Here is a 24,254-nt window from a genome sequence, read left to right on the forward strand (position 1 = left end):
GAAATAACCTCCATCACAAATACCCAATCTCGTAACATGATCTCTATCATATAGACTTTTTAGTTACGGATAATAATTCTTATGTATAACAAATTGTTATACCCTATCATTTTGTTGCAATTTACTCTTGCTATCATATTTGTTATCGTAATATATGCATTACCTGCAATGATGAAGGTTTTTTTTTGCATGGAATTTTATTTTTCATTTTATTTTTTTATGGAGATGATTTTTTATGGAGTCTTCTGCACCAACTACCGAAGAAAAATCAATTGCCCATTGGTATGTTGTAGCCACTGTTTGTATTGGTGCGTTTATGGCAGCATTAGACGCAAGTATCATTAATGTTGCACTTCCAAATTTGCAGCAACAGTTTCACACTAGTATGAATGATATCGAATGGGTAAGTTTGTCCTATCTGTTATCGTTAGCTTCTTTAATATTAATTTTCGGAAAAATTGCTGATATGATTGGTCGTCGCTGGCTTTATATAATCGGGTTTGCTCTTTTCTCGCTGAGCTCCTTGCTTTGTGGGCTTGCACCATCTCTCTTTATGTTAATCGTTTTCCGCGTACTACAGGGAATAGGTGCCTCATTGCTCCAGGCAAATAGCGTGTCAATTATAACATCTACGACACCAAAGAAGGACCTTGGAAAAGCGATAGGTTTTCAAGCAAGTGCTCAAGGCATAGGTTTAAGTTTGGGTCCAGTTGTAGGGGGCATGATACTTTCATTTATAAGCTGGAAATGGCTGTTCTTTATCAACCTCCCTGTAGGTGTTTTTGGTACGATTCTAGGAATCATCTTTTTACCAAAAGATTCAAAAGAGATCAGTGGAACAAAATTTGACTATATGGGTGCGTTTTTTTTAATTCCCTCATTAATTTCGATTATTTATATTCTAAATATGGGTTTAAAACAAGGCTGGACATCGCACTTAATGATTGGTTGCTACGGGATTGCACTTGTGTATACCTTTTTATTTTTCCATACCGAAAGCAAACGTTCTAATCCATTGGTCGATTTAAGCCTTTTTAAAAACTCACATTTTACCTTTGGGAATATAACGGGTATTCTGTCCTTTATGATTATGTATGCTGTTCTATTATTAACACCCTATTATTTAGATCAGGTAAAGCATTTGCCCATTTTCCAGGCTAGTTTTTTAATTACCGTTATTCCTATCGGAATGACGATTTCAACACCGATTTCTGGGATCATGACCGACCGTCTCGGACCGGCGGTTCCCTCGCTTTTGGGTCTGTCGATGACTACCATTGGCTCTTTCATGTTAACTTTTATCGATTTAACTGGAACCTACCTCATCATTTGCATCGGACTCTTCTTAGTTGGTTTAGGGGTTGGTATGTTTACCCCTCCGAATAATAGCAGCATCATGGGCAATGTCCCTAAACATGTATTAGGAATTGCTGGAGGGATTTTAAATATGTCAAGGACATTGGGCATGGGTTTAGGGATTACGCTTGGTGGATTCATTTATCAATTCTTTTTAAAAACATATGAACCATCAAGCCCCAGCCATTTACTTTTAACCTTTCGGACATCGTATTTTGTTATAGCTGTTTGGTCATTCGTCACGCTTCTTTTTACGTTTAAAAATAATAAAAAGAAGCTAAGACATAACGACAAGTACCATTCAAATGAAGTTGGGGTTTAAGGATTTCAAGGCCAGTCCATTTAGTGGCTGCCTTCATTTATGTTTTCCATAAGAACATAAAATAGTTACATTTTCTCTTTTCTTAATTCTAATTTGTCAAAAAAAAGCAGTAAAATAATAGGGTTCTGAATTGCTGATATTTTTAGATGAACATTTATCTAATTATCATAAAAGAAATTACAGATGTTGAAGGGATGTCTAAATATAATGTATAAGGATTTATTTAACCTTTTTGGCTATGAGGTTCAAACACATGCAGTGATCTCGATTCTTGCTATCGCCCTGGGATTTGGTGTTGGCCTGGCTTTAACACGAAAAACAATTTATTACAAACACTTACAGGATTTTCTTATTTACGGTGTGTTCGGTGCCATTATTGGTGCTCGGATTTGGCATGTCTTTGTGTTTCAATGGCCGACATATTCGAAACACCCACTTCAAATATTTGAGATATGGAAAGGCGGTATTTCAGTTGAAGGGGCGATTGCAGGAGGGATTGTTACATTATTTATTTACTCACGTTATCATAAAATAAGTTTTTTGGAATTTGCCGATTATCTTTCACCGGCTATGATTTTGGCCCAAGGTATTGGACGAATTGCTTGTTTTATGAACGGAGACGCATTTGGAAGTCCCACAGGAGGGAATTTTGGGATTGTGTATCCAAAAGGTTCTTATGCCTACGATTACTATGGCAGTAAACCATTGTGGCCGGCTGAAGTTTGGGAAAGCCAAGGAGATATGATTCTTTTCTGTATCTTATTTATGATTCTTATATTTGCTGGTCACCGGCTAGTTAAAGGGTGGATTCTCTCATTTTACGTTTTCCTTTATTTCCTTGAACGATTTATCTTAGAGTATTTTCGAGGAGACTCCCCTCGCTATCACCATTTTACTGGTGGACAATGGTCTGCTATGGCCATTATTATAATCGATCTTGGATTTATGGTTTATTTAATAATGCGGGACAGAAAAAATAAAATGAAAGAAGAAACTTTGAATTAAAAACACAGAGTGAACCTTTTTATATATGTTATTTTGAAACATAAGAATTCTTATACTTAAATGAGTAACCAGTGATATGTAAAATAAGCGGAGAATTTCCTGTTAGACTGCAGAATAGAGCTATGTTCGGGGTATATAAGCGGAGGCTTTCCGATTAAGCAAAGCAAAATTACCCATTTTTAACGTTTTTCGAGTTAATAGTCGGAATCTTTCCGTCTATTTAGGCTATTTTTAGTGCTATTTCTTAATTAAGAGAAAGTTCTCCGCTTATTTATCAAATCAAAACGTCAACCAGTGCCTTGTAATGATTTTCAGACAGATTATGGGAGAAAATTAACTTTCGCTTGGACTAGTTTAGTATTGTATTGAATTTATATAGATTCGAACCCCATTACTTGAATAAGTCCACTTATATTTCCCCCCATTTCCGTTGCTTAACTTATTAAGCTAGATTAGTAACCAAAATAAAAAACGCCCATTACTGGACGTTAACAGGCTTTTCTTTTCGAAAACCTCCATTTTTTTAAGTACATTCTTATCTTTTTTTCAAAAATTGCTACTTAAATCGGATTGAAGGTTTAGACATTGCGCACTATACTACTACTCTTTAGAAAATATCCTCATATGCCTGCTCAAGGATTTGGCGATAATCATCTGCGCCAATCTTCCTTATGTTACTCGGTGTAGAATTGTTTTGTACTGATAACTCCACGATTCGGTCAAAGTCCTCTTTCCTGACTCCTGGCAAATCTCTTAATTTAGGTATCTCCAGGTTCGTTGTGAATTGGCGGATCCCGGTAATGAGTTTTTCAACGGCCACTTCATCTGAATCTAATTCAGTAGCAAATTTCATATAGCGAGCTAAATCCGCATGAATACCTTTCTCTTCTTCCGCATTAAATTTCAACACAAAAGGTAAAAATACAGCGTTTGCCACTCCATGAGGTGTATCGTAAAGACCTCCAAGCGCCTCGGCTAAACAATGCACAGCTGCAACGTCAGCAGAACCAAAACATAATCCTGCAAGAAGGCTGGCTTCCAGCATCTTGTAGCGGGCCAACTGGTTTTTTCCATCCTTAAAGGCAGTTGGCAAGGAAGAAACGATTTGAGTCATGGCTCTTGCACCGAATGCCTGGGAGATTGGATTGGTTACTTTACAGGTATAACCTTCAATCGCATGAACGAGCGCATCTACACCGGTTGCGGCTGTAACAGATTTCGGAACAGTGAACGTTAATTTAGGATCCAGAACGGCCATCGTTGGTCGTAATGATGCAGATTTTAGAGTCAGCTTTCGGTGCGTTGCGGCCTCGGTAATAACAGAAGAACGGGTCACTTCGGAACCAGTACCTGCAGTAGTCGGGACACAAATAATGGGAGCGATATTAGCATATTTCAGGCTTCCTTCTACATACTCCCTAGGAGTACCACCATTCGGGCCAAGAAGCGCAATCGCTTTTCCGGTATCCATCGCGCTTCCACCGCCAATTGCCACAACCGCCTCTAGGTTCTCCTCCTTAAATAACTTTGCACCAGCCAGGCATTCCGTATCTCTTGGATTTTGGGAGACGGAGTCGAATAAAATAACTAGATATCCTGTTTGCTCTAGTATATCTTGAATAGGTCTGACCAATCCGGCTTTCACGATCCCTGGGTCACTGACTAAAAGTATAGATGACCCTATATCAAGGGACTTCAATAGCTCTGGTAATTGTTCTGATTTCCCTAGTCCCATCTCAATTCTTGTATGACAGTAATAACTATAACTCTCCATTTCTAGTGCTCCTCCATATTTAAACCATCGGGACGTTTCTGCTGGCTTTTTATACGCCATTAGAACCGGACGGTTTTGGCTTTTTTTATTTCACCTTTTCCAACTCAATGACTTTTTTTAAATAATCATATTCCTTTTGTCCAAGAATATCGATTTCATTGTTCGTGGCAACTAGGATTTGTTCCCTGCATTTAGAGATTCTTTGAATCATCGGGTGGATGGTTAAACTTGAGAGATTGACAAAGTCATATAGATCATTTAAGCAGACAGGTAATTTATAGCCTTTATTACTACTCGCTATGAGTAAACCACTATCACGGAGTTTCGAAACAATGTTTGAACGAAAATAATGTTGATTGATTTTAATCGCTCGAAGTTCATTCAGATTATCCAATATTTCTTGGGTGAACACATATTCCAGTGGATTTTCTTTTAAATTAAACAGCAGGAATTTGAGAAAATCAATACGAACCTTTTCATCCTCTTCTTCACTATTCCGAAGTCTCTCAATATATTTATACGTCAAATTAACAGATTGCTTAATGATTAACTCATCATACTTAGAATCTGGACTTTCTGGTTTGTATTCATATAGATAATTTTTGTAATCTCGAGGTAAAAGATTGATAGCGGATATTTTATGTCTTATGGTCTTTACATTGGAACGGTATTGGGTATTGGGAGAATGTTGATGATAACCTCTAGCAAGAAACTCGCCAATCATTCCCGCCAATTGAAGAAGATGATCTGATTGGCTGTCATTGAATCCCAATGTGGCATAATTAAATAAGTCAGGAATCGTCCTCTGCTGGATATAACTCTTAAATTCTCGCAAGAAAAGCTTGGATTCTTGTTCGTCTGTGACTAAATCCAGCTGTTCGAACGATCGATTTAAGTCATCGTAAATCAATCGATTCACATATTTCATAAACGGCGTTTTATGCATGATGCCGCTATCATCTCTTATTTTTCGTTTATCGAATGTATAGGCATAAATACTAAAAGGTAACTCCTTTGCCTCGTTTAGGAATCGTACGCTTTGTTGGTGGTCCTGGAATAAGTTTTCTTCTCCGATTTGTTGTCTAATTCTTTCTAGCTCTTGCTCTAAGTACTCTTTGTTTGACTCTTTCACAATAAGGAACACGACGATGAAATGTGTTGAAACACCACTATTTTCAAAATCAAATCGATAATCCCCATTTTCGTCTATAAAGGCATATTGAATCTCGTCCATAAATACACCCCGCCTAGTAGTTAGAAATTGTTATTTTACTATTTCTACAAATTTTTAGATAACCCTCTAAAAATTCCACTTTTTGTTGATTAGGTCTATTAAAACAAAATGGGCCACCCAAAATAGGTGACCCTTAAATAGCCATTCTTGTTCTGAAATTTGTTTCATTCATTCTTCAATCATAAAGTTTCATAAATGTGGATGCCACTCTACAAGGCTTTACTTCTATTTTCTGCCATACATTTCCTACAACATATGGTTCAACCTTCAGCCAATGATCCAGTTCTTCTCTTGTTGCATATTCCACTACCATCATTGAGCCTATCATTTTTCCTTCATGATCAAGTATAGCTGCACCATACAAATGCTGTCCTTCTTTAAATCTTCTTTCAACTGATTTTAAATGTTCTTCCCTTGCCATTAATCTTCTATCCATTGCTTGTTCATCAGTGCCATCATATGCCGTAACTATGTATTGCATTTATCTATATCTCCTTTTTCAAATTTGTTCATTTTGACTATTCTTAAAGCTTAATAATTTGTAGGGGATGGGTGGAATCATCGAGATCCCCTATTTCCGCAAAGAACCGGCAATTCTTATCCCTTCCATCCCCTTTAATGGTATAACAAGACCAGCTTTTCGTTATGTTTGAATTCGCTTAGCGTACAAAATTTCTGAAATGTTGGCGATACCCCTACTTCTGCCTTAACGGAAACAGCCCATTCATTTCGTTAGGACCAATCAACGCCACTCCAAGAGGTTTGCAACTTTCTCAATAGAACAATTTGGCCGAGATGATACGTATCGTGCATCATGATATTGCTGAGTAAACGCTCAATAGAGGAACTGTTAGCTGCATACGGAGCTGTTAACTTTTCATCGTCAAGGTCCGCAATAACCGTTTTTAATTTATTCATAACTTCATAAAGGCGCTGCACGGTCTGGGCCCACCCAATTTCGTCTTCTGGATCCCCCGAATTTCCAAAGGTTTCATCATTGTCTTCTGCTTTATGCGGATTCTCTGTGCCCTTAATTCGATGGATCACGTCTTCATTCCAAAATATCAAGTGATTGACAATCTGCCAAATAGAATTGCTGATTCCCGAACTTGTCCATGCTGCCTCAGCTGCGATGACTCCATCAAGCGCCTGATCCATGGATGCAAACCATTCATTCTTATAGCAATGTATGTCGAGTTGTTCTAAAAACATTTTGGCTACAACTTGCATAAAACCAATCTCCTCACTGTTTAGCGTAATCTATCAAAAGTAAAAAAATACAACAAAACCAAGTTCACTATAACTTATTCGAACAATCCAGTTTAAATTCCTTCTTCATGTACCTGACTACAATTGCTTTTATTTCAAACAACTCTAACTATTTTTTAAAAATAAGTAAGAAAATTTTTGGTCCCAGAACCACTTTGTCGAATAGAGAGCCTGGTCTACTGAAATTGTCGATGATTTATAGAATAATAGATTGGAAGATAATGCTAAAATATTAAACAGATAAGAAATATGGAGGGATTCATTTTGCGGAGAAAATGGATTAGTCTTTTTGTCATGGCATTTCTTCTGGTGTTTTGTTTTAGTATAGTTGTACCCCAAGGGTCCGCGTCCGCGGCGATGATAAGCAAGTTAATGATCATTAACAAGGAAAACAACCGGCTTGCTTACTATGCGAATGGCAAATTGATGAAACAATTTCCAGTAGGGACAGGGAAAAGCCGGACATTAACACCCGAAGGCACGTTTAAAATTGTCACTAAAATTGTCAATCGCCCCTATTATACAGGACATATTCCGGGAGGAGACCCTCGTAATCCGCTTGGCAATAGATGGCTAGGATTGAATGCACGTGGAACATGGGGAGACACTTACGGCATCCATGGTAACAACAATCCGAGCTCTATTGGCCACTATGTCAGTCACGGTTGTGTGCGTATGTATAATAGTGACGTGCAATGGCTGTACAACCAGGTTGCGATCAATACCCCTGTGATTATTACGTATTCGGCAAAATCCTTTGATGCGATTGCTGCGGCCAATGGGTATAAAGTTACCGGAGGATCTGAAGTGCCTGTTCCTATTAGTACAAGTGGGGCAATTCTTAAACTAGGAAGCAAGGGGCCTTCTGTAACTGTGCTACAGAGAAAACTTACATCGCTTGGATACAATACAAAAGGAATTGATGGCATATTTGGGGTAAACACAAAAAATGCCGTCCGGCAATTCCAAAAAGCTCATCATTTGCAAGTAGATGGTATAGTAGGCCAGGCGACGAAAAAAGCACTGGGGATATAACGTGTGTAAGGCCCTATTATTGTCGAATTTTAATAGATTAAAATAGTGCAGCTGTTTTATTTCGCGGTACCTGCCCCTAGTAACTCGGGAGGCAGGTACCCCTTTTTTATTTTGGTGACGATTAATTTGATTTTGAAAATACAGTTATTCGTGAAGAAAATGAAGTCTCTTTTTCACTGTTTCGATTGATAAAATTCTATCTATGGCTAACTAAATGATTATTCGTTTCCTTTTCAGGAATGATTATGTACTTAAAATTAGGTGGTAAACTGTTATTTATGACCTGTATAAAAAATTCAATTGCTTCTTCAGATTCAAAAAGGATATCACCGATGATCTTATTTTCAATTTCTAGTTCTTTTCCTTCTGCGTTTAATATTTTTACCTTAAATTTCATCATTTCACTTCCTCATGGTTGACTACAATTTATTAACTTGATTTTACTACAGTCCTTACTATATTAAGATATTGATATGAAAGTGTTATAAAAGTGTTGTGAAGTTGTTATGAAAGTGTTATGAAGTTGTTATGAAAAGTGAGGGTTCAATCATATTAATGAAAGGAGAAAGGAATTTTTACTCTGGGTTATTGTATTGTTATTTATTTGAGGAAGAAACTTCATATTTTAAAAATAAAATTCCCTATGCTATAAAATGGAAAAGGTACGCTAATGAAGGCGGTAACCGGAAAAAGCGGTAAGTACGATCTGAAAGAAAGGGCTCTCGTTCCTTTCTATTAGCCCTTGATTCGTCTGTTTATACAGTTTTTTGTAATGTTTTAGGGGGTTTTGTCAGATGTATTCCAATTATTTAAAATTTTTTGCATAATAATAGTTGAGGACTACAATTTATCGGATTAAACAGTTAAAGTGAATCAGGGGAATGTATAATGGATATCGAGATGGAGGAACTAGAGGACCGGATCAATCAGATGAGAAAGACGTTGATCCTAATTGCGGGGAATACTGGATTAAATAGCAATGACACCCTTTGTTACAGTCAGAAATTGGACGAGCTCATCACGATGTATCAAAAAAGTAAAAATCAGCAACATACAGAAGTTTGATTAAAAGTCCTGTATTCTCACCACTGAATACGGGAATTTTTTTTAATTTTCTTTTGATGGTTACATTGAAATAGTTCCAAGATGGTATCAAACTGTCCTTTATTACGTTACATGTTACGTAAAATGAATAAAATCCTCCATAGCTTTTTGATCGACGATCTGTTCAAAGTCGCATGGTTGCTCTAATGTAATCCCCCTGTTCCTTGCAACTGAAATCAGTAAACCTAATTCATAATACATATTTTTCGTTAATAATCCTTTTTCAATGTTTTTCATCATTTCATCATAAAAAGCAATTAAAAAATCAGTAGGTAACTTTTCATAAAAATCCATATTTACATCTCCCATTCTTAAAAAATATAGGAAAACCTATTGGACAAACAAGAATCACCTTCCTCCATTATAAATTAGGGATTGTAAAATGTTTGTCGATTTAACTGAATATTTACAATAATCCAACATTTTTTATCCTTTTTTTGTTCTAAGAATTAGCTTAGCGCACATTTTCGGATTTTTCCAAGGGGTCCAAACACCTTAATACTTGAAATATACGCTAAGCAATTTTCAACATCAAAAAAGCCGATATTTCTTATGCTAAGAAAATCGACTTTAAATAATGCTGATATTGATCATCGAAAAAGAACCGATAAAGGGACCTTTTCCGGCTCCATCCATCTTATTATTAGTAGATGAATGCTGTACCAACGATGATAAGAAGGATGAACAATACTACGATTAACGCAAAACTACTTCCTACTCCGCCCATTTATCACACCTCCAGCCTTAATCATACTTTCCGCTAGGACGTGAATTGGTTTATTAAAAAACAAAAGCAGTACCAACAATAATTAAAAGGATAAATAATACGACGATTAAAACAAATGTACTGCCTCCGCCGAAACCACCACCGTAGCCATAACCGCCGCAGCCTCCGAATCCGTATCCAAACATACTTATCACCACCTGTTAGATTGTGTGATATAAATCACTCACTATGTATCATATTTCATAAGACAAGAATTGCTTGGACAAACATCATATTGATATTGCAAAATAGACAACATGCCTATAAATGCAAAGAAACGTCTGCTTTAAAAGGCAAACGTTCTTTAAATAAAAGAGGTAATCTATATGTCTGGTTAGCTGATGGTGTACTAATAATTTATGTACAAGATCATGAAATGGAATGGACAAGCGCTGATTTTTTTACGAATTAATTCTTGGTCTTTAACTTGATCTTACTTCAGAAATAAACCACTCAAAAATATCAAGAAATTCTTTCAAATTGTTTTTTTGCACAGAGTTGATATAGAAATCTTCGGTAGTTTTGTAATGGATTCTGTTGGAATTGGAACATCTAGAATCGAGTTGATCTTTTGAAGTAATTCAATTATTCTTTTATGTTCTGAATCAAAAGGAAAAAGAAATTGGAAGATTAAACGGATTGCTATTTTTTATGGGCTAATTGGAAAAAAAGAAAAAGTCGAACGTAGACCTACTCGATCGAAATGGAGTAGGTCCTTTATTGATCCCATACTTCAGCAAAGAAACCGGCAACCGTATCCCTTCCACCACCTTTAATGGTATAACAACACCAACGTTTCGTTATAAATTTCGCTCATAGATTTTCAAATTAGCATAAACCGCCTCTAACAATGGAACAGCAATATTCTTCCTCCTAGCGATGTCCAGCAAATAACCATGCAAATGGTCTGCTTCTACCGGAAGCAATTTTTCCATATCCCGCTGCATCGAAGATTTCATAGAAAAGCCTAATTTGTCAAATTGCTTCATCAGCTGTGACTGGATTTCAGCAGGAAGCGGGGCATCCGCACTTTTCATCACAGCAACAATCTCATTTAACAGCTTCGAAACAACATTCCTTCCACTAGGATCCTCTCGAATCGGGCCAATTGGCGATCTCATTAACGTTGTAATTCCCGACATAGTGGAAATAAACAGGTACTTATTCCATAAATCCTGAGTAATATGATGACTTAATCGATAACCGGTATTCGTTCCAGTGAAGGCATCTTCCAATTTTAAAATACGCTCCGTCCTTTCGCCTGTCTGTTCGCCAAACACCAAATCATGTGAAGGACTTGTTTGAATAATCCTTCCTTCTCTGTCAAGTGTTGTTTCGATAAAACAAAGCCCTCCAAGCACACGGTCCGAGCCAAATTCCTCTGCCAGTATGTTAAAATGCAATATGCCGTTTAACAATGGCAGGATTGTAGTTTCCTGACTGACATAGGGCCGAATACTTTCAATGGCACCCTCCAAATGATAGGCTTTTGTTGACAAAATGATGAAATGAAATGGCTCTGCTTCGTCCCCCGATAACATCGTTTTTGGAGTAAGAACGGCGTTTCCATGAACACTGTCAATGACAAGTCCCGTCTTTTCTAATTGCTGCTTTCGTCCTTCTCTAACCAAAAAAGTGACATCTACTCCTTTTTCAAGTAAACGGCCGCCAAAATATCCACCGACGGCTCCTGCACCGACGACTAAAATTCTCATTCTTCATTCCCCCTATGTATCAGCAACATATCTCAATGAATCCTACTTATATCATAATCCCTCTTCAACAAAACTGCTCAATTATTGCTTTTCTGCCCACTGCATGAATGAAACGATGTCATCTCCAATTTTATAAGGTGAGCCGTTAATTCGTTTAATTTGGTCAGCAAGCCGCTGTTTATTAGTCTGATTTGGTTTATTCAGGTACACGAGCGCGTCCAGTCCACCTTGTCCCTCTTCACCTAGCTTGGTTAGCCACGGTTGAATTTCATATAGTAGCTCTTTGTCGGAAATGGTCGGTGGCAACATGCTGGGTAGTTTCTCGAGTGTACTCAATTCGTTTTTTAATGTTTTTTCCGCTGCTTGTTTTTGTGAATTTGTCGACGCATTTTGGTAGGCCGCTACCATTGATTTTATTGGTGAATAGCCAGTGGTATTTAAGATACTCGCCGTATTAAATTCAGCAAATGTCTTAAATAAGGATGGATCCGTGATTCCTGGCATATTCTTAACGGCGTTCTCCCATGAAGTTCTTGAGTGATAACCATAAGGATTTTGTAAATAGTCCGAGATCGTCTCGAGCGCAAGTTTTGAAGCACTTGGCTGTATCATCGGATTACTCATATATCCGGTTATATTTTTTGTGAGTGAGGCACTTCTTCCTTCTAGCGGCCCCATCAACAACTGAGGCTTATGTTTTTGAACATACGTATAATCATTGACAGGATAATTGTCCCATAAGATCGGTTTGCGTCCTAGCAACTTTGTAATCGTTTGAGCTTGTGTGCTTGTAATACTTTGATTTAACACCCAATTACCTGTCCATATGACCTTGATGTTGCGGTTCAAAATAGATCGAAGCGTCCTCCAATATGGCCCATCCGTCAATCCATAATAAGAAGTAGGGGCAAACCATAACTGGAAACTTGGATCTTTTGCTTTTTCATCTGATAAGACTTGATTCGCTACTTGCATTTGCGCTTTCGGATAGTCTAAACTGTAAGCTTTTCGATCAGCTGACTTTAAACTCGTTACGATATCGTCAAAAGATAGCATAAATGTATGAACACCAATTGACCGCAGTTGATCAATCTTTGCTTCTAATGCTTTTCGATCAGACTGAGAACTATAGGTGATAGACTTGTTAACCGCGTTTGTTGAAGTTCCGGTCATACCCGGTGATATCGAATAAATAAAATTAACGTGCTCTTTTTTAGCGCCTGTAACTAATATTTTCATTTGCGACAGTTTGGCTGACGGATAATTTGAGCGCTAATTCAAGCGTTGATAGGGGTCGTCTTTTGGTGCGTACACATACGTGTTTAACTTTTCTTTCTCCATAAAAGTAAACATATTGAGACGCTGTGTGTTACTCCATGGAGTTCCATAAAAACCCTCGATGACTCCTCGAATAGGGACTTGAAGTGAAGAGCTAGGTGGCTGTGATGACACGGCATTCGGATCGAAAACAGAAATATGATCCACTTTGCTAGAATCTGTATTAATAATGAATTCAAGCTGGAAAGTGTCATTCACTTGATAAATTTCATTCACTTGTTTCGATGTCGGCTTCGTGGTGGATTTCGGATTACCAAACACGCCTTTTACATCAGAAAGTGTCAAACTTTGAACTAGTTTACTGTAAGATCGCACATCAAAAATCAACTCGTGTTGGTTAAACCCAAAAGCAGCTTGTTTTGAATTGTAGGTGGCATAAGTCCCTTTACCCGCAACAACCTGATTAGTTGGTTTGCCCCAATCATGTTGGACATCGGTCATGGTTGACTTCCCAGCAGTAAAAGGGGAATTATCGACTTTTCCTGATTTCGCAAGGGACATTAAGTTGAGCAGAATGCTCTTTGAATCTGTTTTACTATTTATACTGGTATTAGCACCGCTGGTTGTATCCTCATATTTGGAAGAAATCTCCCCTCGGCTACTTTGATCTGTCTTCGGAGTAGGCCCGGAACGATTCAAAGTACTTGAACATGCACTCAACATCAACAATAAAATTACGCTAATAGTCATTCGGTTGATCAGCTTCATAATATATCCTCCTTACTCATTTGTAATTATTCCTAAAAGGAGATTGCTACTTTTTAATTCTTCCAACATTTGAGTTTGATTGGCAAAAGCAACACAGGTATCGATTTGAAGTCATTGAATCACTCAGATCCTGTTTTTTTCCTTATGTTATTCGTGAAACGTATAAAAGAGCAGCTTTTAATACTGCTCTTTCACTAGACTTATATTATCTGGTTACTGTAAAAAGTTCTTCAAAACGTTCTACTGCAGCTTCTGCCACTTTAACGTCGTCAGGAACGGTGCTACCACTAACTCCTACAGCACCAATTACTTTACCCTCTTTTACAAGTGGAATTCCGCCTCCAAAGACAACAATCCGTCCATCATTTGTGGTGTTCAACCCATAGAGTGATGCATTTGGTACGGTGGCCTTTTCTAAATTTGATGTTGGCATCTTTAAGGCAACTGAAGTCCACGCCTTATTCTTAGAAATTTCGATACTCGCGAGCCAAGCATCATCCATCCGATGGGTAGCAATAAGGTTACCACCTTCATCTACGATTGTGATGACCATCGAAACTCCTAGTCGATTGGCCTCCTGTTCAGCCCCATCTATTATTTTTTTTGCCAGATCTAAAGTTATTAAACTCATTTTTAATCTCTCCTTCTTGCTAGTTTGTATTTTCTATGTAGCTTTACTGAATTATCAGTTTTTATTTTATAACTGTCGTTTATTTATAGCAACTGCAAAATAAAAAGTGAATCTATTATCCTATATGGGCGGTCTCCATTGCATGGAAAAGTTAATGGAGTGAAAAGGGAGCAAAATGATTAAATGAATAGACGTGTTTAAGGAAAGAGGGTTCTATCCGTATTGTTGGGAACATTCTCATTTCAAGCGGAAGAGGCGGAATATGAACATAACTTGTTGTTTTTTAATGCTTTATTATATAGATAAAGGCAAGCCAGTAATTGGCTTGCCTTCTTTCATGTAACTCAAACCAATTTACTAAAGGAAACCCGCCAAACCTTGTTGAGGAATGATCACTTACACCGATGATAATTCTGTATCTGAAATAGGTACAACCTTTTTCATGCATGTTTCTGGAATTTCAAACAGTTGTGGATGGAAGAGGGCAGCTAGTAACTCAATCCCGTCTACCAAAGTGGTACTTGGCCTTGTAAAGTAATCTGCATCGGCAAGATAGACTGCTTTGTTTTTTACTGCAGTCAATTCACTCCACCCCGGTTTACTTGTTAGCTGAGCGATTTCCTGTATAGATCGTTCCACCTGAAAACCACAAGGTGCGATCACTAATACTTCTGGATCATATTGTTGTACTTTTTCCCAAGGAGTTATTACAGAGTAACCTGCAGGATTGGACAACATATCTACTCCACCCGCCAAAGAGATTTGGTCAGGAATCCAATGTCCACAATTATAAATGGGATCTAACCATTCCATAACCATCACTCTTTTTGGTTCTGCTTGATGTTCACGAAGTTTGTCAGTAATTGCACGTACTCTCTTTTGTAAGGAAGCTAAGTAATCAAGACCAATCTTTTCTTCTCCTAGCTCCTTTGCAATGGTTAGTGCATTCTGATATACATCCCGTAGCCTTCGCGGTATTAATGGTACCACTTTTGGTTGCTTTTTAAGGGAACCAATGGCTCTTTGAACAACAGAGGTGCTAATTTGACATACATCACATACATCTTGAGTAAACACAAGATCAGGTGCTATATCTGATAATAATTCCATATCCACATAATATAAACTTTTTCCCATATTTGATGATTCTGTTACAAAAGTTTCAATTTCTGTACTTGAAAGATTACGCCCCTCGAGATGGGTGCGAACAACTTTTGGTTTATCCGATGGACATTCAAATGTGACTCCATTCAGATATCTTTCTAGTCCCATTTCATAGATCATATTGGTAGCGGCGGGTAAAAACGAGCATACCTTCATTTAGATTGCCTCCTCAAGTTAAAGTCTAGTAATATTTCATTTTCAATTTTTATCCAATCAAACGTTTCTTCAGCAATTGATTTCTTAGCTAATATTTAAACGAGTAGAGTTATAAATATGAAGATTTTTACTATTTTATGTTCATTCCAAATGCACTGATTTTTCAACTAACATGCGAGTAGAATTAAGTCTAAAATCCCCCTCACTCGAGTGAATACTCATACGGAGATGTCCACTATATGGATCGGGATATATTTGGATTGGCATACCAAAAAGATCCTGTACCATTTGCTCATTAAATATCTCGTGTGTCGGGCCTTGATGAAGGATTCGTCCCTTGTTTAACATAATCAAATGACTGCAAAATCTTGCCGCAAGTTCTATGTTATGAAGAACTACAATGACAAGGTATTTTTGAGATGACAAATTCTTTAGCTGCTGCAAAATATCCATCTGATAGTACAGATCAAGACTCGCAATAGGTTCATCCAACAATAGGATGTGACTCTCTTGAACCAGACAGCGAGCAATGGCTGCCCGCTGTTGTTCACCTCCCGATAACTGAACCATTGGGGTATCCCTGTAAGGGACCAGATTCAGCCGATGTAACCCCTCTTCAATTTTCTCCCGGCATGCCTTCGTCAATGCCCCGGATTGAGTGCGAAATACAAACCGACCCATAGCCACAAATTCAGATACAGTATAGGGAATTTGATCGTTCATATGCTGAGGTAAATAAGCAATCTGCCTGGCACGCCAATTCGTCCGTTTCTTATGTAAAAGATGGTCATTGACACGAATTTCACCTTTCGTAGGCTTTAAAATTCCCGCCAATAAGCGTAATAGAGTTGATTTTCCCGCCCCGTTAGGTCCAACTAAGCCAATGAGTTTTCCTCCTTGCCAGGTCCCATGAATCTCTCGAAGCAGGGATCCGTATCCGAGATTTGAAACCTGAATGATTGGCTCTGACATGTGGCATGCTTCTTCTACTTCAGGCCTGGTTATTACCGAAGAACTTCTCATGTTGTTACCCCTCCTCTCGATAGATACCTCGATCTTGTTTTCGTAATAAATAAAGAAAAAAAGGAGCCCCTAAACAAGCAGTAACGATTCCTACATTTAATTCAACTGGTTCAAAAACCATACGGGCGATCACATCACATAAACAAAGAATGGATGCTCCCCCAAGAGCAGATGCAGGAATAAGAAATTGATGGCGGGGACCAACCACCATGCGAAGCAAGTGAGGAACAATCAGCCCTATAAATCCAATGACACCACTTACACTTACACAAGCTCCAACAACCAATGCCGATATGATGAAAAGAAATCGCTTTGTTCTTTGTAAAGGCACTCCTACTCCTTCAGCCTGTTCTTCCCCAATGGAAATAATGTCGAGTGAAGGGGCTTGTATGGTATAAAGCCCTAATCCAAGAAGAACAACAATAGATACGATGCCAACTGACGGCCAAGTGATACCATCCAAACCGCCAATGAGCCAAAACAGCATTTCATGCATTGTTTCAAGTTGCGCCAAGGATAAAAGCAAGGTCACGATGGCACTGCAAAACGAGCTAATGGCTACCCCTGCTAAAAGTAAGGAATAAATGGCTGTTCTTCCTTTATAAGTTGATAATTGATAAATAACGAAAACAACTATTATTCCGCTTGTAAATGCACCAAGGGGCGTGCTCCATTGACTTAATTGAGAAAGACCAGATTGAATCACGATAACCGCTCCAAGGGAAGCACCGCTGGATACCCCAATGATAGCAGGGTCAGCCATTGGATTACGGAAAAGAGCCTGCATAACAGCTCCTGTACCCCCTAACCCTGCGCCAATCATTACAGCAGCTAACCATCTCGGCAAACGTACGGCCCCAACTACCACTGCATCGGTTGTACGCATGCCATGGAAATACCCCCATGCTTCACCAATGAGATGCTGAACCGGTATGGACACTGGACCGATGGAAATTTCAAGAGCGGATACCATAATAAAGAATATTCCAATGGCTACAAAAATAGGTATGATCCGGTTTCCAATCACTGCAACTTCACATCAGGATTTAACACATGTGCAACATCAGAAACCCCATTGACTATATATTGAGATACAGATGATAAATCGGCCCCATTTATAGCAAAAACCTGTTTATTCTTAACTGCATTGACATTTTGTAACGCAGAATCACTCAAAACCTTCTTTACAAACCCTTTTTCACTGTCTGCAACAATCATCACATCAGGATTTAATTTGACAATTTCTTCTTCAGAAATTTTTTGCCATCCGTTTAAGCCTTTGGCTGCATTGATTCCTCCGGCCATTTCAATCATTTGGTTAACAGTTGTATTGTCCCCAGCCGCATAACCATAGGAACTGTAGTCTAATACCGTCAATTTCTTTTTGTCCTTAACAGCATTTGAAATAGTATTGATCTTCGATTCCATTGACTGTACCAACTGATTGGATTTTCCCCTCTCCCCTACTAATTGGCCGACCACTTCGATACTTTTTTCAACGGAACTAATAGAAGTAAAATCGGTAAACTCATAGACGGGAATGCCCGCTTGTTTAATTTGATTAACTATTCCTTGGTTTGTATAAGATGCTAATAATACAAGGTCAGGTTTAGCCGCAATGATTGTCTCTGCATTGGCATTTTGAATTTGCGGAATTCCCTTAACAAAATTTATGACATTGGAATATTGTGGATCACTTGAATAGGTTGTCACCATAGCCAACTTGCTTTTTGGTATCATGCCTGCAAGGATTTCATCAGTACCTTCTGTCACGGATACGATATGTTGTGGCTGTTTTTGAATTGTGACTTTATTTCCAGCCTCATCTGTGACCGTTAAAGGGAATGCTGATGTTTTTTCCTTTGGCTGACTTTGGGAAGTTACATTCGCACTATTTGGAGACGCAGCAGTCTGTTGATTTCCACAAGCCGCTAAAAAAACTGTCGGGACAATAATAGAAATCAGAGTAAAAAGTGTTTGCTTTTTCATTTTAAGATGGCTCCTTTTCATTAAATAAAAATTTATTTTTCAATTCATATCCAACCTAATCTCTTTTGTCAGGGCTCTTGAATACTTCCGTGCTGTTGCTATATTCGATATCCTTTATGTTCTCTCTGGCGTTAACAGCCCGGGCCATGACAAACAGCAAGTCAGATAACCTGTTTAAATATTTTAAAGCTGGTAAATGAATTCCCTCCTGGCGCATACAAGCTACAGTACATCGTTCTGCCCGTCGGACAATTGTACAGGCGACTTGAAGTTGCGCTGAATGACGGCTTCCGCCACGCAAAATAAATTTAGTGATTTGATCTGCTTCCTCCTTATAGGAATCAATCAAGGGTTCAAGCACTCCAGCAGCATTTTCCGGTGTACGGTAGGTGTAATCTGCATCAGGAGCAGCAGCTAAATCTGCGCCGACATTCCAAAGCATTTGTTGGACAGATAAGAGATGTTCCCGAATATCCTCATACCTTTTTTCAAGTTCACTTATAATAAGCCCGATATAAGCGCCTGCTTCATCAACGGTTCCATAGGCCTCTATCCGAATATCATCTTTAAAACGGCGGGCTTTACCAATAATGGAGGTTTTACCTTTATCTCCTCCGCGTGTGTAAATTTTCATACATCCTTCTCCTCTTCCCCCCATATATTTTGAAAGATGAGCTCTTTCAAATTTAATCTTTTTCCCCATCCGACCCTTTCCAATATCGGGATATCCGGAAAATGGGAGGTATAACCGATAGTAAGCAATGCGACTGGATCAATCGAATCTGGGATTCCTAAAATCTTGCGAACATCTTCCTTCTGATAGATGCTAATCCACCCCATCGCAATCCCTTCTACCCGAGCTGCTAACCACATATTTTCAATAGCACAGGCTGTTGACATCAAGTCCGTTTCCGGAATGGTATTCCTCCCCAAAACATGCGGGCCTCCTCTTCCCGAATGATTCGTTACGCATATAGTCATCGGCGCCTGTAATAGTCCTTCCAGCTTCAACCGCAAATAATGGTCTTGTTTCATATCAGTATATTTTACCGAAGCCCGAATCCTTTCTTTCTCAACTGCACGATATAATTCATTTAAAATGTTTTGATCTGATATAACGATAAAATTCCAAGGCTGCATAAAACCGACGGATGGAGCTAAATGAGCAGCTTGAATAATGCGTCCCAGAGCTTCCTTTGAAATGGGGTCAGGCAAGTAAGAACGAATATCCCTGCGGGCCGCCAATGCTTTATAGACTGCCTTCTGTTCGGCAGGAGAAAAATCAAGTTTAGATGGCCCAAGAGTGTCTTCACCATCATAATCCATGAAAGCATCCTCTTTTAATTCCGTACGATGTGGGTTACTCACTTTCGCATCATCAAAGGTAGATGTCTCCGCCATAATTCGGCACGCTTGCTGCAAAGTGGGCAGTATTAGCAGCGCTCCCGACCCCTCACCTAAGCGAAGCTGCCATTGTACCATTGGTTCTAATTGCAATGCTTTTAATACATAGGTATGTGCCTGTTCCAATGAACAATGGGAGGCAATCAAATAATTTTTAATATCCTTATTGAAACGGGAGGCCCATAACGCTGCGATACCTGTCATGAATCCATCTAGTACAACTGGAATGGACCGGCTGGAAGCGGCAATCATGGCTCCTGCCATTGCCCCGATTTCAAATCCGCCAACGGCAGCTAGGATATCCCATGGATCATCCTTGCAAATACAGTGTTTAGTCAACGCTGTTTCAATAACCTGTATCTTATGCTGATGCTGCCTATCACTAATGCCCGTCCCCTTTCCTACGACTTGCTTCACAGGTAAATCTAAAAGAACAGCAGCCATTGCTGCAGCGGAGGTTGTATTTCCAATCCCCATCTCTCCAAAAATCAACAGTTCCTTCCCTTCATCAATAAGTTGATCAGCTATTTCCATACCAACAGACACACACTCTACTGCGTGCTCCCGAGACATGGCATAGTCTTGCACAAAATTCCGGGTACCTAGGGAAATTTTACGAACCACCGCTTTTGGGTGCCTCACTTTTGAATTTATTCCAACGTCAACGACTTGTAGGTCAATCCTGCTATGTCTTGCCAAAACACTGCTCACTGCACCTCCCATGCACATATTTACCGTCATTTCTTCCGTAACATGAGAATCATAAGCTGATACCCCTTCTTCATTGACACCATGGTCAGCAGCAAAAATAACACAGCCGGCATTATCTATTGAAGGAATAATGTTTCCAGTAATTCCAGCGAGCTGAATGATGGCTTGTTCTAAGATTCCAAGGCTTCCTTTTGGTTTTGTTAAATCATCTAAGCGAAACTCTGCTCTCTGCATCGCTTTGCTATTCAACGGACGGATTGCAGCTGCACGATTATAAATAATATCTGTCAAAACCATCTTCCTTTCTTTTAATCTAGCAACGACCCCTTACAAAAAAAGAAAAAACTCTGCCTTATTCGGCAGAGTTTATGTTGAAATATGTATATATGATTCACGTACAGGAATCCTCATATATAATTCTTCAACCTACCTCTCCTCGAAGGTATATTGTGCTATTTTTCACAGGCAGGTCTCCTGACTTACAGCGAGCACCGAAGCCTTCCCACAAATTGTTTTGCAGTGGCTGAACGGTTCGAATAATGCTGATTACAGTGGCGGGACCGTACCGGACTTTAACCGGTTTCCCTATTATCTTCGAATTGAAGCACCTGAGAAAATTTCTTATTTAATTGGACAATTTAATATTAAATATGCTCGTAAATTTTGTCAATTAACTTTTATCATTCATCTCCATTCGAACTTCCAAAAAAGGGCTAAAAGTTGTAAGTTTTGTACACTACGAAACTATTGGTTTTTTTCTTTGCCACTTAAACCGTCCCATTTCCAGTAACTGATGCATGTCAATAGTTCTTAAACTTTTAAGTGAAAATAGCCTAAAAAAGAGAGCCCGTAGGCTCTTTGGAAACATGTTTAAATCATTTGTCTAAAAGAATCTGCGTCTTCTTCTTTCAATTTCGATTTCGATACGTCTTCTTCTCTCTATCTCGATTTCGATTTCAATACGTCTTCTTCTTTCTATCTCGATTTCGATTTCAATAGGGAGAAACCTTCTTCTAAAGCCGCCAGGGAAAAAAAACATGTGTAATTCATCCTCCTTTCGTTTCAGTAGTCTAGACAAAGGGAAAGTTTACTCAGCCTGCACTTAATCCCGAAAAAAAATTTACTAGATCGTAAACGAAGTACCAACAATGATTAGTAGAATGAACAATACTACGATTAACGTAAAAGACATACTCAATCCATCAAGCATGTATATCACCTCCAGTACCTATTGGGTTATCTGAAGAAAGAATACTTTCCTCTATTTAATATATTTCTTAGGACAAGTTTGGATTGGACAATAATCATCATATTTCGACGAAATCCGTAATTTGCTTAACCCTAAAAATAAAAAAGCGTCTGCAATTCATGCAAACGCCTCGTAGAGGTAACTAATCTAAGATGATTTTCTCAGAACCAGTCTCTACTATGAGACCAATACTAGTCCCTAGTTAGAGACTAGTGATAATATTTCCTGCAATATATGCAAAACAACTAAAGAAAGATTTAATGAAATATACTTTCAACATCTATTGCAAGGGAGATTTATTTTTAAAACATCTATTGTTTTCCTATCAAAACCAGTTACACCTGCAATAGCAGTTTGAGTCCATCCTTTATGGCGAATATGTGACTTAGCCCTATCCAAATTAAAAAGCCTGGCAGGTAATGCTAGACGAGATTACATCGACATTTACTAAGATATAGATTTAAAAGCGTATCGATTTAATAGCGTATCGATTTAATAGCGTATCGATTTGATACAGCCGCTTTCCTATAAAACATCACAAGTGTTACTCCAAAGAAAGCCCCTTTTGGCGGCACTCCTAGAAGTAAAATAAGTTACGCAATGGCTCACATTAAACAAAAACACCCTAACATTTAAGAGTGCTGTCCATTTTCAAAAGTTAAAGGTGCCCAAAAATTGGCTCTTGGGCACCTTTTCCTAAGATTGATCAATCATGTTTTTTCGCATAGTCAAAATCAAATTCGCATTCTTCTAGTTTCACTACCTTTGTTTTCTTTATGAACTTAAAGCCAAACCATAAGCAAAAGAATAGAGGAATGCCAAGATAGGCGGCAATTACTCCGCCCCAATCAATTTTGTTTGAAAGGAACGCCTGGTAGTCTTGACCTAAAGTGACGAGTAAACCAACAGAAAGCGCAAATATTGGTCCAAATGGATACCATTTTGCCCGATAAGGCAGCTTATCAAGTGAATAACCTTGAGCCACAAATGCTTTACGGAACCGATAGTGGCTCGCTGAAATTCCAAGCCAGAAAATAAATCCTGTAATGCCGACTGCATTCATTAACCATACATACACAACGCCATCACCGAAGATGGAAGATAAAAAGGCAAACATGCCAATGATCGTCGTTAAAATAATGGCTGCAAAAGGAACACCACGCTTATTAAGTTTAGCAAATATCCTCGGCGCCTGTCCTTCTTTTGCCATGGCATATAACATCCGCGTTGAAGCATATACGCTTGAATTACCTGCCGATAAAATGGCTGTTAAAATGACAGCATTCATAAGTCCCGCTGCAAAGGCAAGCCCTGCCTTTTTAAATACAAGAGTAAATGGACTAACCATGATATCATTACTTAACAAACTTGGGTTGTTGTAGGGGATAATGAGCCCTATGACAAAGATTGCCAATACGTAAAAGATGAGAATTCTCCAGAAAATACTTTTAACTGCCTTCGGGATCGTTTTAGCAGGGTTTTCGCTTTCGCCTGCAGCAACCCCGACAATTTCTGTACCTTGAAAAGAGAAACCAGCAGCCAGGAAAATCGCAAAAGTGCCAAGTATACCTCCACTAAAAGGTGCTTTTCCCACTGTGAAGTTTTTAAATCCGATTGCTTGTCCGCCCATAATTCCAACAATCATTAGCAGCCCTATGACAATAAAGATAACAATTGCCACAACTTTGATAATGGAAAACCAATATTCCCCTTCACCATATCCCTTAACGGATAAATAGTTTAATAGAAAAATTAGTGCTAAAAATCCGAAACTCCAAAGCATCGATGGACTATCCGGAAACCAGAATTTCATTACCATCGTTGAAGCAGTTAATTCTACCGCTATGGTCATAGCCCAACTAAACCAATAAGTCCATCCAAGAGCAAAACCAAAGGCCGGATCAATAAATTTGGTCCCGTATGTGCTGAACGCACCGCTTGTCGGCATAAAGGCAGATAGTTCCCCTAAGCTTGTCATGACAAAGTACACCATTGCCCCGATAAAAATATAAGCAAACAATGCCCCTCCCGGCCCAGCTTGGGAAATAGCCGCACCGCTTCCAAGGAACAATCCCGTCCCGATTGCCCCTCCAATCGAGATCATCGTTAAATGCCGGGATTTCAATGCCCGTTGTAGCTTTTTTTCTTCTTGAACCAATTCCTCTGTAAAGTCTAATTCTTGTTGAACTGAATTCATTCTCCATTCATCCTCCCTTTGTTAATTTGTTCCTTTTTATGAAAGCACTTACAAAATTTTCTATAACATATTTAGGAAGATCAATATTTTAGGCAGTTAATTTT

At 38.6% G+C, this 24,254-nt stretch carries 23 protein-coding genes, 1 pseudogene and 1 riboswitch; of the genes and pseudogenes, 4 read left to right on the plus strand and 20 right to left on the minus strand.

The genetic code is table 11. From position 1 onward, the window contains the following. Positions 1-235 precede the first annotated feature (235 nt). Complete coding sequence (locus ACZ5XR_RS14000) at positions 236-1,678, plus strand: MFS transporter (protein ID WP_464496884.1); 1,443 nt, start codon at positions 236-238, stop codon at positions 1,676-1,678. A 207-nt stretch (positions 1,679-1,885) separates the two neighbouring features. After that, positions 1,886-2,683, plus strand: a complete 798-nt coding sequence (gene lgt, locus ACZ5XR_RS14005; protein ID WP_464496885.1) for a prolipoprotein diacylglyceryl transferase — start codon at positions 1,886-1,888, stop codon at positions 2,681-2,683. Between the two features lie 607 nt (positions 2,684-3,290). On the opposite strand, the gene ACZ5XR_RS14010 is transcribed toward lgt, so the two are convergent. The 4 genes from ACZ5XR_RS14010 to ACZ5XR_RS14025 all read right to left on the minus strand — a co-directional run bounded on the left by ACZ5XR_RS14010 (position 3,291) and on the right by ACZ5XR_RS14025 (position 6,921). Next, complete coding sequence (locus ACZ5XR_RS14010) at positions 3,291-4,457, minus strand: iron-containing alcohol dehydrogenase (protein WP_464496887.1); 1,167 nt, start codon at positions 4,455-4,457, stop codon at positions 3,291-3,293. 85 nt (positions 4,458-4,542) lie between these two features. Next, positions 4,543-5,691, minus strand: coding sequence for a hypothetical protein (locus ACZ5XR_RS14015; protein WP_464496888.1), 1,149 nt, complete (start codon positions 5,689-5,691; stop codon positions 4,543-4,545). A 175-nt stretch (positions 5,692-5,866) separates the two neighbouring features. Continuing rightward, entirely contained in the window at positions 5,867-6,172 is a 306-nt protein-coding gene (locus ACZ5XR_RS14020; protein WP_464496889.1) for a YciI family protein, read from the minus strand. Between the two features lie 251 nt (positions 6,173-6,423). Continuing rightward, the gene (locus ACZ5XR_RS14025; RefSeq protein ID WP_464496890.1) at positions 6,424-6,921 is read right to left on the minus strand and encodes a DinB family protein; all 498 of its coding nucleotides are present in this window, start codon (positions 6,919-6,921) and stop codon (positions 6,424-6,426) included. Positions 6,922-7,224: 303 nt separating this feature from the next. Between ACZ5XR_RS14025 and ACZ5XR_RS14030 the strand changes: the two genes are divergently transcribed. Continuing rightward, positions 7,225-7,995, plus strand: coding sequence for a L,D-transpeptidase family protein (locus ACZ5XR_RS14030; protein WP_464496892.1), 771 nt, complete (start codon positions 7,225-7,227; stop codon positions 7,993-7,995). Positions 7,996-8,191: 196 nt separating this feature from the next. On the opposite strand, the gene ACZ5XR_RS14035 is transcribed toward ACZ5XR_RS14030, so the two are convergent. Continuing rightward, positions 8,192-8,395 (minus strand): hypothetical protein, encoded by a 204-nt coding sequence (locus ACZ5XR_RS14035; protein ID WP_464496893.1) that lies wholly within the window; start codon positions 8,393-8,395, stop codon positions 8,192-8,194. 488 nt (positions 8,396-8,883) lie between these two features. Between ACZ5XR_RS14035 and ACZ5XR_RS14040 the strand changes: the two genes are divergently transcribed. Further along, a complete protein-coding gene (locus tag ACZ5XR_RS14040) occupies positions 8,884-9,060 on the plus strand; it encodes a Spo0E family sporulation regulatory protein-aspartic acid phosphatase (protein ID WP_464496894.1) in 177 nt (58 codons plus the stop codon). A gap of 114 nt (positions 9,061-9,174) precedes the next feature. Here the strand turns inward: ACZ5XR_RS14040 and ACZ5XR_RS14045 are convergent, their stop codons facing one another. The 15 genes and pseudogenes from ACZ5XR_RS14045 to ACZ5XR_RS14115 form a co-directional block, all read right to left on the minus strand. Then, positions 9,175-9,393: a hypothetical protein gene (locus ACZ5XR_RS14045; RefSeq protein WP_464496896.1), complete on the minus strand. Its 219-nt coding sequence runs from the start codon at positions 9,391-9,393 to the stop codon at positions 9,175-9,177. A gap of 349 nt (positions 9,394-9,742) precedes the next feature. Continuing rightward, positions 9,743-9,826 carry a YjcZ family sporulation protein gene (locus tag ACZ5XR_RS14050; protein ID WP_464502313.1) on the minus strand — a complete coding sequence of 28 codons (84 nt, stop codon included), beginning with the start codon at positions 9,824-9,826 and terminating at the stop codon, positions 9,743-9,745. 53 nt (positions 9,827-9,879) lie between these two features. Continuing rightward, positions 9,880-10,011, minus strand: coding sequence for a YjcZ family sporulation protein (locus ACZ5XR_RS14055; RefSeq protein ID WP_464496897.1), 132 nt, complete (start codon positions 10,009-10,011; stop codon positions 9,880-9,882). Between the two features lie 654 nt (positions 10,012-10,665). Then, positions 10,666-11,580: a ketopantoate reductase family protein gene (locus ACZ5XR_RS14060; RefSeq protein ID WP_464496898.1), complete on the minus strand. Its 915-nt coding sequence runs from the start codon at positions 11,578-11,580 to the stop codon at positions 10,666-10,668. Between the two features lie 81 nt (positions 11,581-11,661). Beyond that, positions 11,662-13,626, minus strand: a pseudogene (locus tag ACZ5XR_RS14065) (beta-N-acetylglucosaminidase domain-containing protein). A 205-nt stretch (positions 13,627-13,831) separates the two neighbouring features. Continuing rightward, positions 13,832-14,257, minus strand: coding sequence for a GlcG/HbpS family heme-binding protein (locus ACZ5XR_RS14070; RefSeq protein WP_464496899.1), 426 nt, complete (start codon positions 14,255-14,257; stop codon positions 13,832-13,834). A 396-nt stretch (positions 14,258-14,653) separates the two neighbouring features. Then, the gene (locus ACZ5XR_RS14075; RefSeq protein WP_464496901.1) at positions 14,654-15,577 is read right to left on the minus strand and encodes an ABC transporter substrate-binding protein; all 924 of its coding nucleotides are present in this window, start codon (positions 15,575-15,577) and stop codon (positions 14,654-14,656) included. Positions 15,578-15,718: 141 nt separating this feature from the next. Then, positions 15,719-16,600 carry an ABC transporter ATP-binding protein gene (locus ACZ5XR_RS14080; RefSeq protein ID WP_464496902.1) on the minus strand — a complete coding sequence of 294 codons (882 nt, stop codon included), beginning with the start codon at positions 16,598-16,600 and terminating at the stop codon, positions 15,719-15,721. A 4-nt stretch (positions 16,601-16,604) separates the two neighbouring features. Continuing rightward, positions 16,605-17,627 carry a FecCD family ABC transporter permease gene (locus ACZ5XR_RS14085; protein WP_464496903.1) on the minus strand — a complete coding sequence of 341 codons (1,023 nt, stop codon included), beginning with the start codon at positions 17,625-17,627 and terminating at the stop codon, positions 16,605-16,607. Beyond that, complete coding sequence (locus tag ACZ5XR_RS14090) at positions 17,624-18,589, minus strand: ABC transporter substrate-binding protein (RefSeq protein WP_464496904.1); 966 nt, start codon at positions 18,587-18,589, stop codon at positions 17,624-17,626. The genes ACZ5XR_RS14085 and ACZ5XR_RS14090 overlap by 4 nt, the downstream gene beginning before the upstream one ends. 55 nt (positions 18,590-18,644) lie before the next feature. Next, on the minus strand, positions 18,645-19,223 hold the full coding sequence (locus ACZ5XR_RS14095; protein WP_464496906.1) for a cob(I)yrinic acid a,c-diamide adenosyltransferase: 579 nt from the start codon (positions 19,221-19,223) through the stop codon (positions 18,645-18,647). Continuing rightward, on the minus strand, positions 19,220-20,995 hold the full coding sequence (cobT, locus tag ACZ5XR_RS14100; protein WP_464496907.1) for a nicotinate-nucleotide--dimethylbenzimidazole phosphoribosyltransferase: 1,776 nt from the start codon (positions 20,993-20,995) through the stop codon (positions 19,220-19,222). The genes ACZ5XR_RS14095 and cobT overlap by 4 nt, the downstream gene beginning before the upstream one ends. Positions 20,996-21,151: 156 nt before the next feature. Next, positions 21,152-21,331, minus strand: a riboswitch (cobalamin riboswitch). Positions 21,332-21,587: 256 nt separating this feature from the next. Then, positions 21,588-21,743: a hypothetical protein gene (locus tag ACZ5XR_RS14105; protein WP_464496908.1), complete on the minus strand. Its 156-nt coding sequence runs from the start codon at positions 21,741-21,743 to the stop codon at positions 21,588-21,590. A gap of 84 nt (positions 21,744-21,827) precedes the next feature. Then, the gene (locus ACZ5XR_RS14110) at positions 21,828-21,914 is read right to left on the minus strand and encodes a YjcZ family sporulation protein (RefSeq protein WP_464502314.1); all 87 of its coding nucleotides are present in this window, start codon (positions 21,912-21,914) and stop codon (positions 21,828-21,830) included. 745 nt (positions 21,915-22,659) lie between these two features. Then, the gene (locus ACZ5XR_RS14115) at positions 22,660-24,150 is read right to left on the minus strand and encodes an amino acid permease (protein WP_464496910.1); all 1,491 of its coding nucleotides are present in this window, start codon (positions 24,148-24,150) and stop codon (positions 22,660-22,662) included. Between the last annotated feature and the right edge of the window lie 104 nt (positions 24,151-24,254).

The sequence above is a fragment of the Neobacillus sp. Fa239 genome, from assembly GCF_055395235.1.

What these genes read in the sequence shown, in the direction of transcription:
- ACZ5XR_RS14000 (WP_464496884.1), top strand. Translation starts at nt 236, where the DNA reads ATGGAGTCTTCTGCACCAACTACCGAAGAAAAATCAATTGCCCATTGG.
- lgt (WP_464496885.1), top strand. Translation starts at nt 1,886, where the DNA reads ATGTATAAGGATTTATTTAACCTTTTTGGCTATGAGGTTCAAACACAT.
- ACZ5XR_RS14010 (WP_464496887.1), bottom strand. Translation starts at nt 4,457, where the DNA reads ATGGAGAGTTATAGTTATTACTGTCATACAAGAATTGAGATGGGACTA.
- ACZ5XR_RS14015 (WP_464496888.1), bottom strand. Translation starts at nt 5,691, where the DNA reads ATGGACGAGATTCAATATGCCTTTATAGACGAAAATGGGGATTATCGA.
- ACZ5XR_RS14020 (WP_464496889.1), bottom strand. Translation starts at nt 6,172, where the DNA reads ATGCAATACATAGTTACGGCATATGATGGCACTGATGAACAAGCAATG.
- ACZ5XR_RS14025 (WP_464496890.1), bottom strand. Translation starts at nt 6,921, where the DNA reads ATGCAAGTTGTAGCCAAAATGTTTTTAGAACAACTCGACATACATTGC.
- ACZ5XR_RS14035 (WP_464496893.1), bottom strand. Translation starts at nt 8,395, where the DNA reads ATGATGAAATTTAAGGTAAAAATATTAAACGCAGAAGGAAAAGAACTA.
- ACZ5XR_RS14040 (WP_464496894.1), top strand. Translation starts at nt 8,884, where the DNA reads ATGGATATCGAGATGGAGGAACTAGAGGACCGGATCAATCAGATGAGA.
- ACZ5XR_RS14045 (WP_464496896.1), bottom strand. Translation starts at nt 9,393, where the DNA reads ATGGATTTTTATGAAAAGTTACCTACTGATTTTTTAATTGCTTTTTAT.
- ACZ5XR_RS14050 (WP_464502313.1), bottom strand. Translation starts at nt 9,826, where the DNA reads ATGGGCGGAGTAGGAAGTAGTTTTGCGTTAATCGTAGTATTGTTCATC.
- ACZ5XR_RS14055 (WP_464496897.1), bottom strand. Translation starts at nt 10,011, where the DNA reads ATGTTTGGATACGGATTCGGAGGCTGCGGCGGTTATGGCTACGGTGGT.
- ACZ5XR_RS14060 (WP_464496898.1), bottom strand. Translation starts at nt 11,580, where the DNA reads ATGAGAATTTTAGTCGTCGGTGCAGGAGCCGTCGGTGGATATTTTGGC.
- ACZ5XR_RS14070 (WP_464496899.1), bottom strand. Translation starts at nt 14,257, where the DNA reads ATGAGTTTAATAACTTTAGATCTGGCAAAAAAAATAATAGATGGGGCT.
- ACZ5XR_RS14075 (WP_464496901.1), bottom strand. Translation starts at nt 15,577, where the DNA reads ATGAAGGTATGCTCGTTTTTACCCGCCGCTACCAATATGATCTATGAA.
- ACZ5XR_RS14080 (WP_464496902.1), bottom strand. Translation starts at nt 16,600, where the DNA reads ATGAGAAGTTCTTCGGTAATAACCAGGCCTGAAGTAGAAGAAGCATGC.
- ACZ5XR_RS14090 (WP_464496904.1), bottom strand. Translation starts at nt 18,589, where the DNA reads ATGAAAAAGCAAACACTTTTTACTCTGATTTCTATTATTGTCCCGACA.
- ACZ5XR_RS14095 (WP_464496906.1), bottom strand. Translation starts at nt 19,223, where the DNA reads ATGAAAATTTACACACGCGGAGGAGATAAAGGTAAAACCTCCATTATT.
- ACZ5XR_RS14105 (WP_464496908.1), bottom strand. Translation starts at nt 21,743, where the DNA reads ATGTTTTTTTTCCCTGGCGGCTTTAGAAGAAGGTTTCTCCCTATTGAA.
- ACZ5XR_RS14110 (WP_464502314.1), bottom strand. Translation starts at nt 21,914, where the DNA reads ATGCTTGATGGATTGAGTATGTCTTTTACGTTAATCGTAGTATTGTTC.
- ACZ5XR_RS14115 (WP_464496910.1), bottom strand. Translation starts at nt 24,150, where the DNA reads ATGAATTCAGTTCAACAAGAATTAGACTTTACAGAGGAATTGGTTCAA.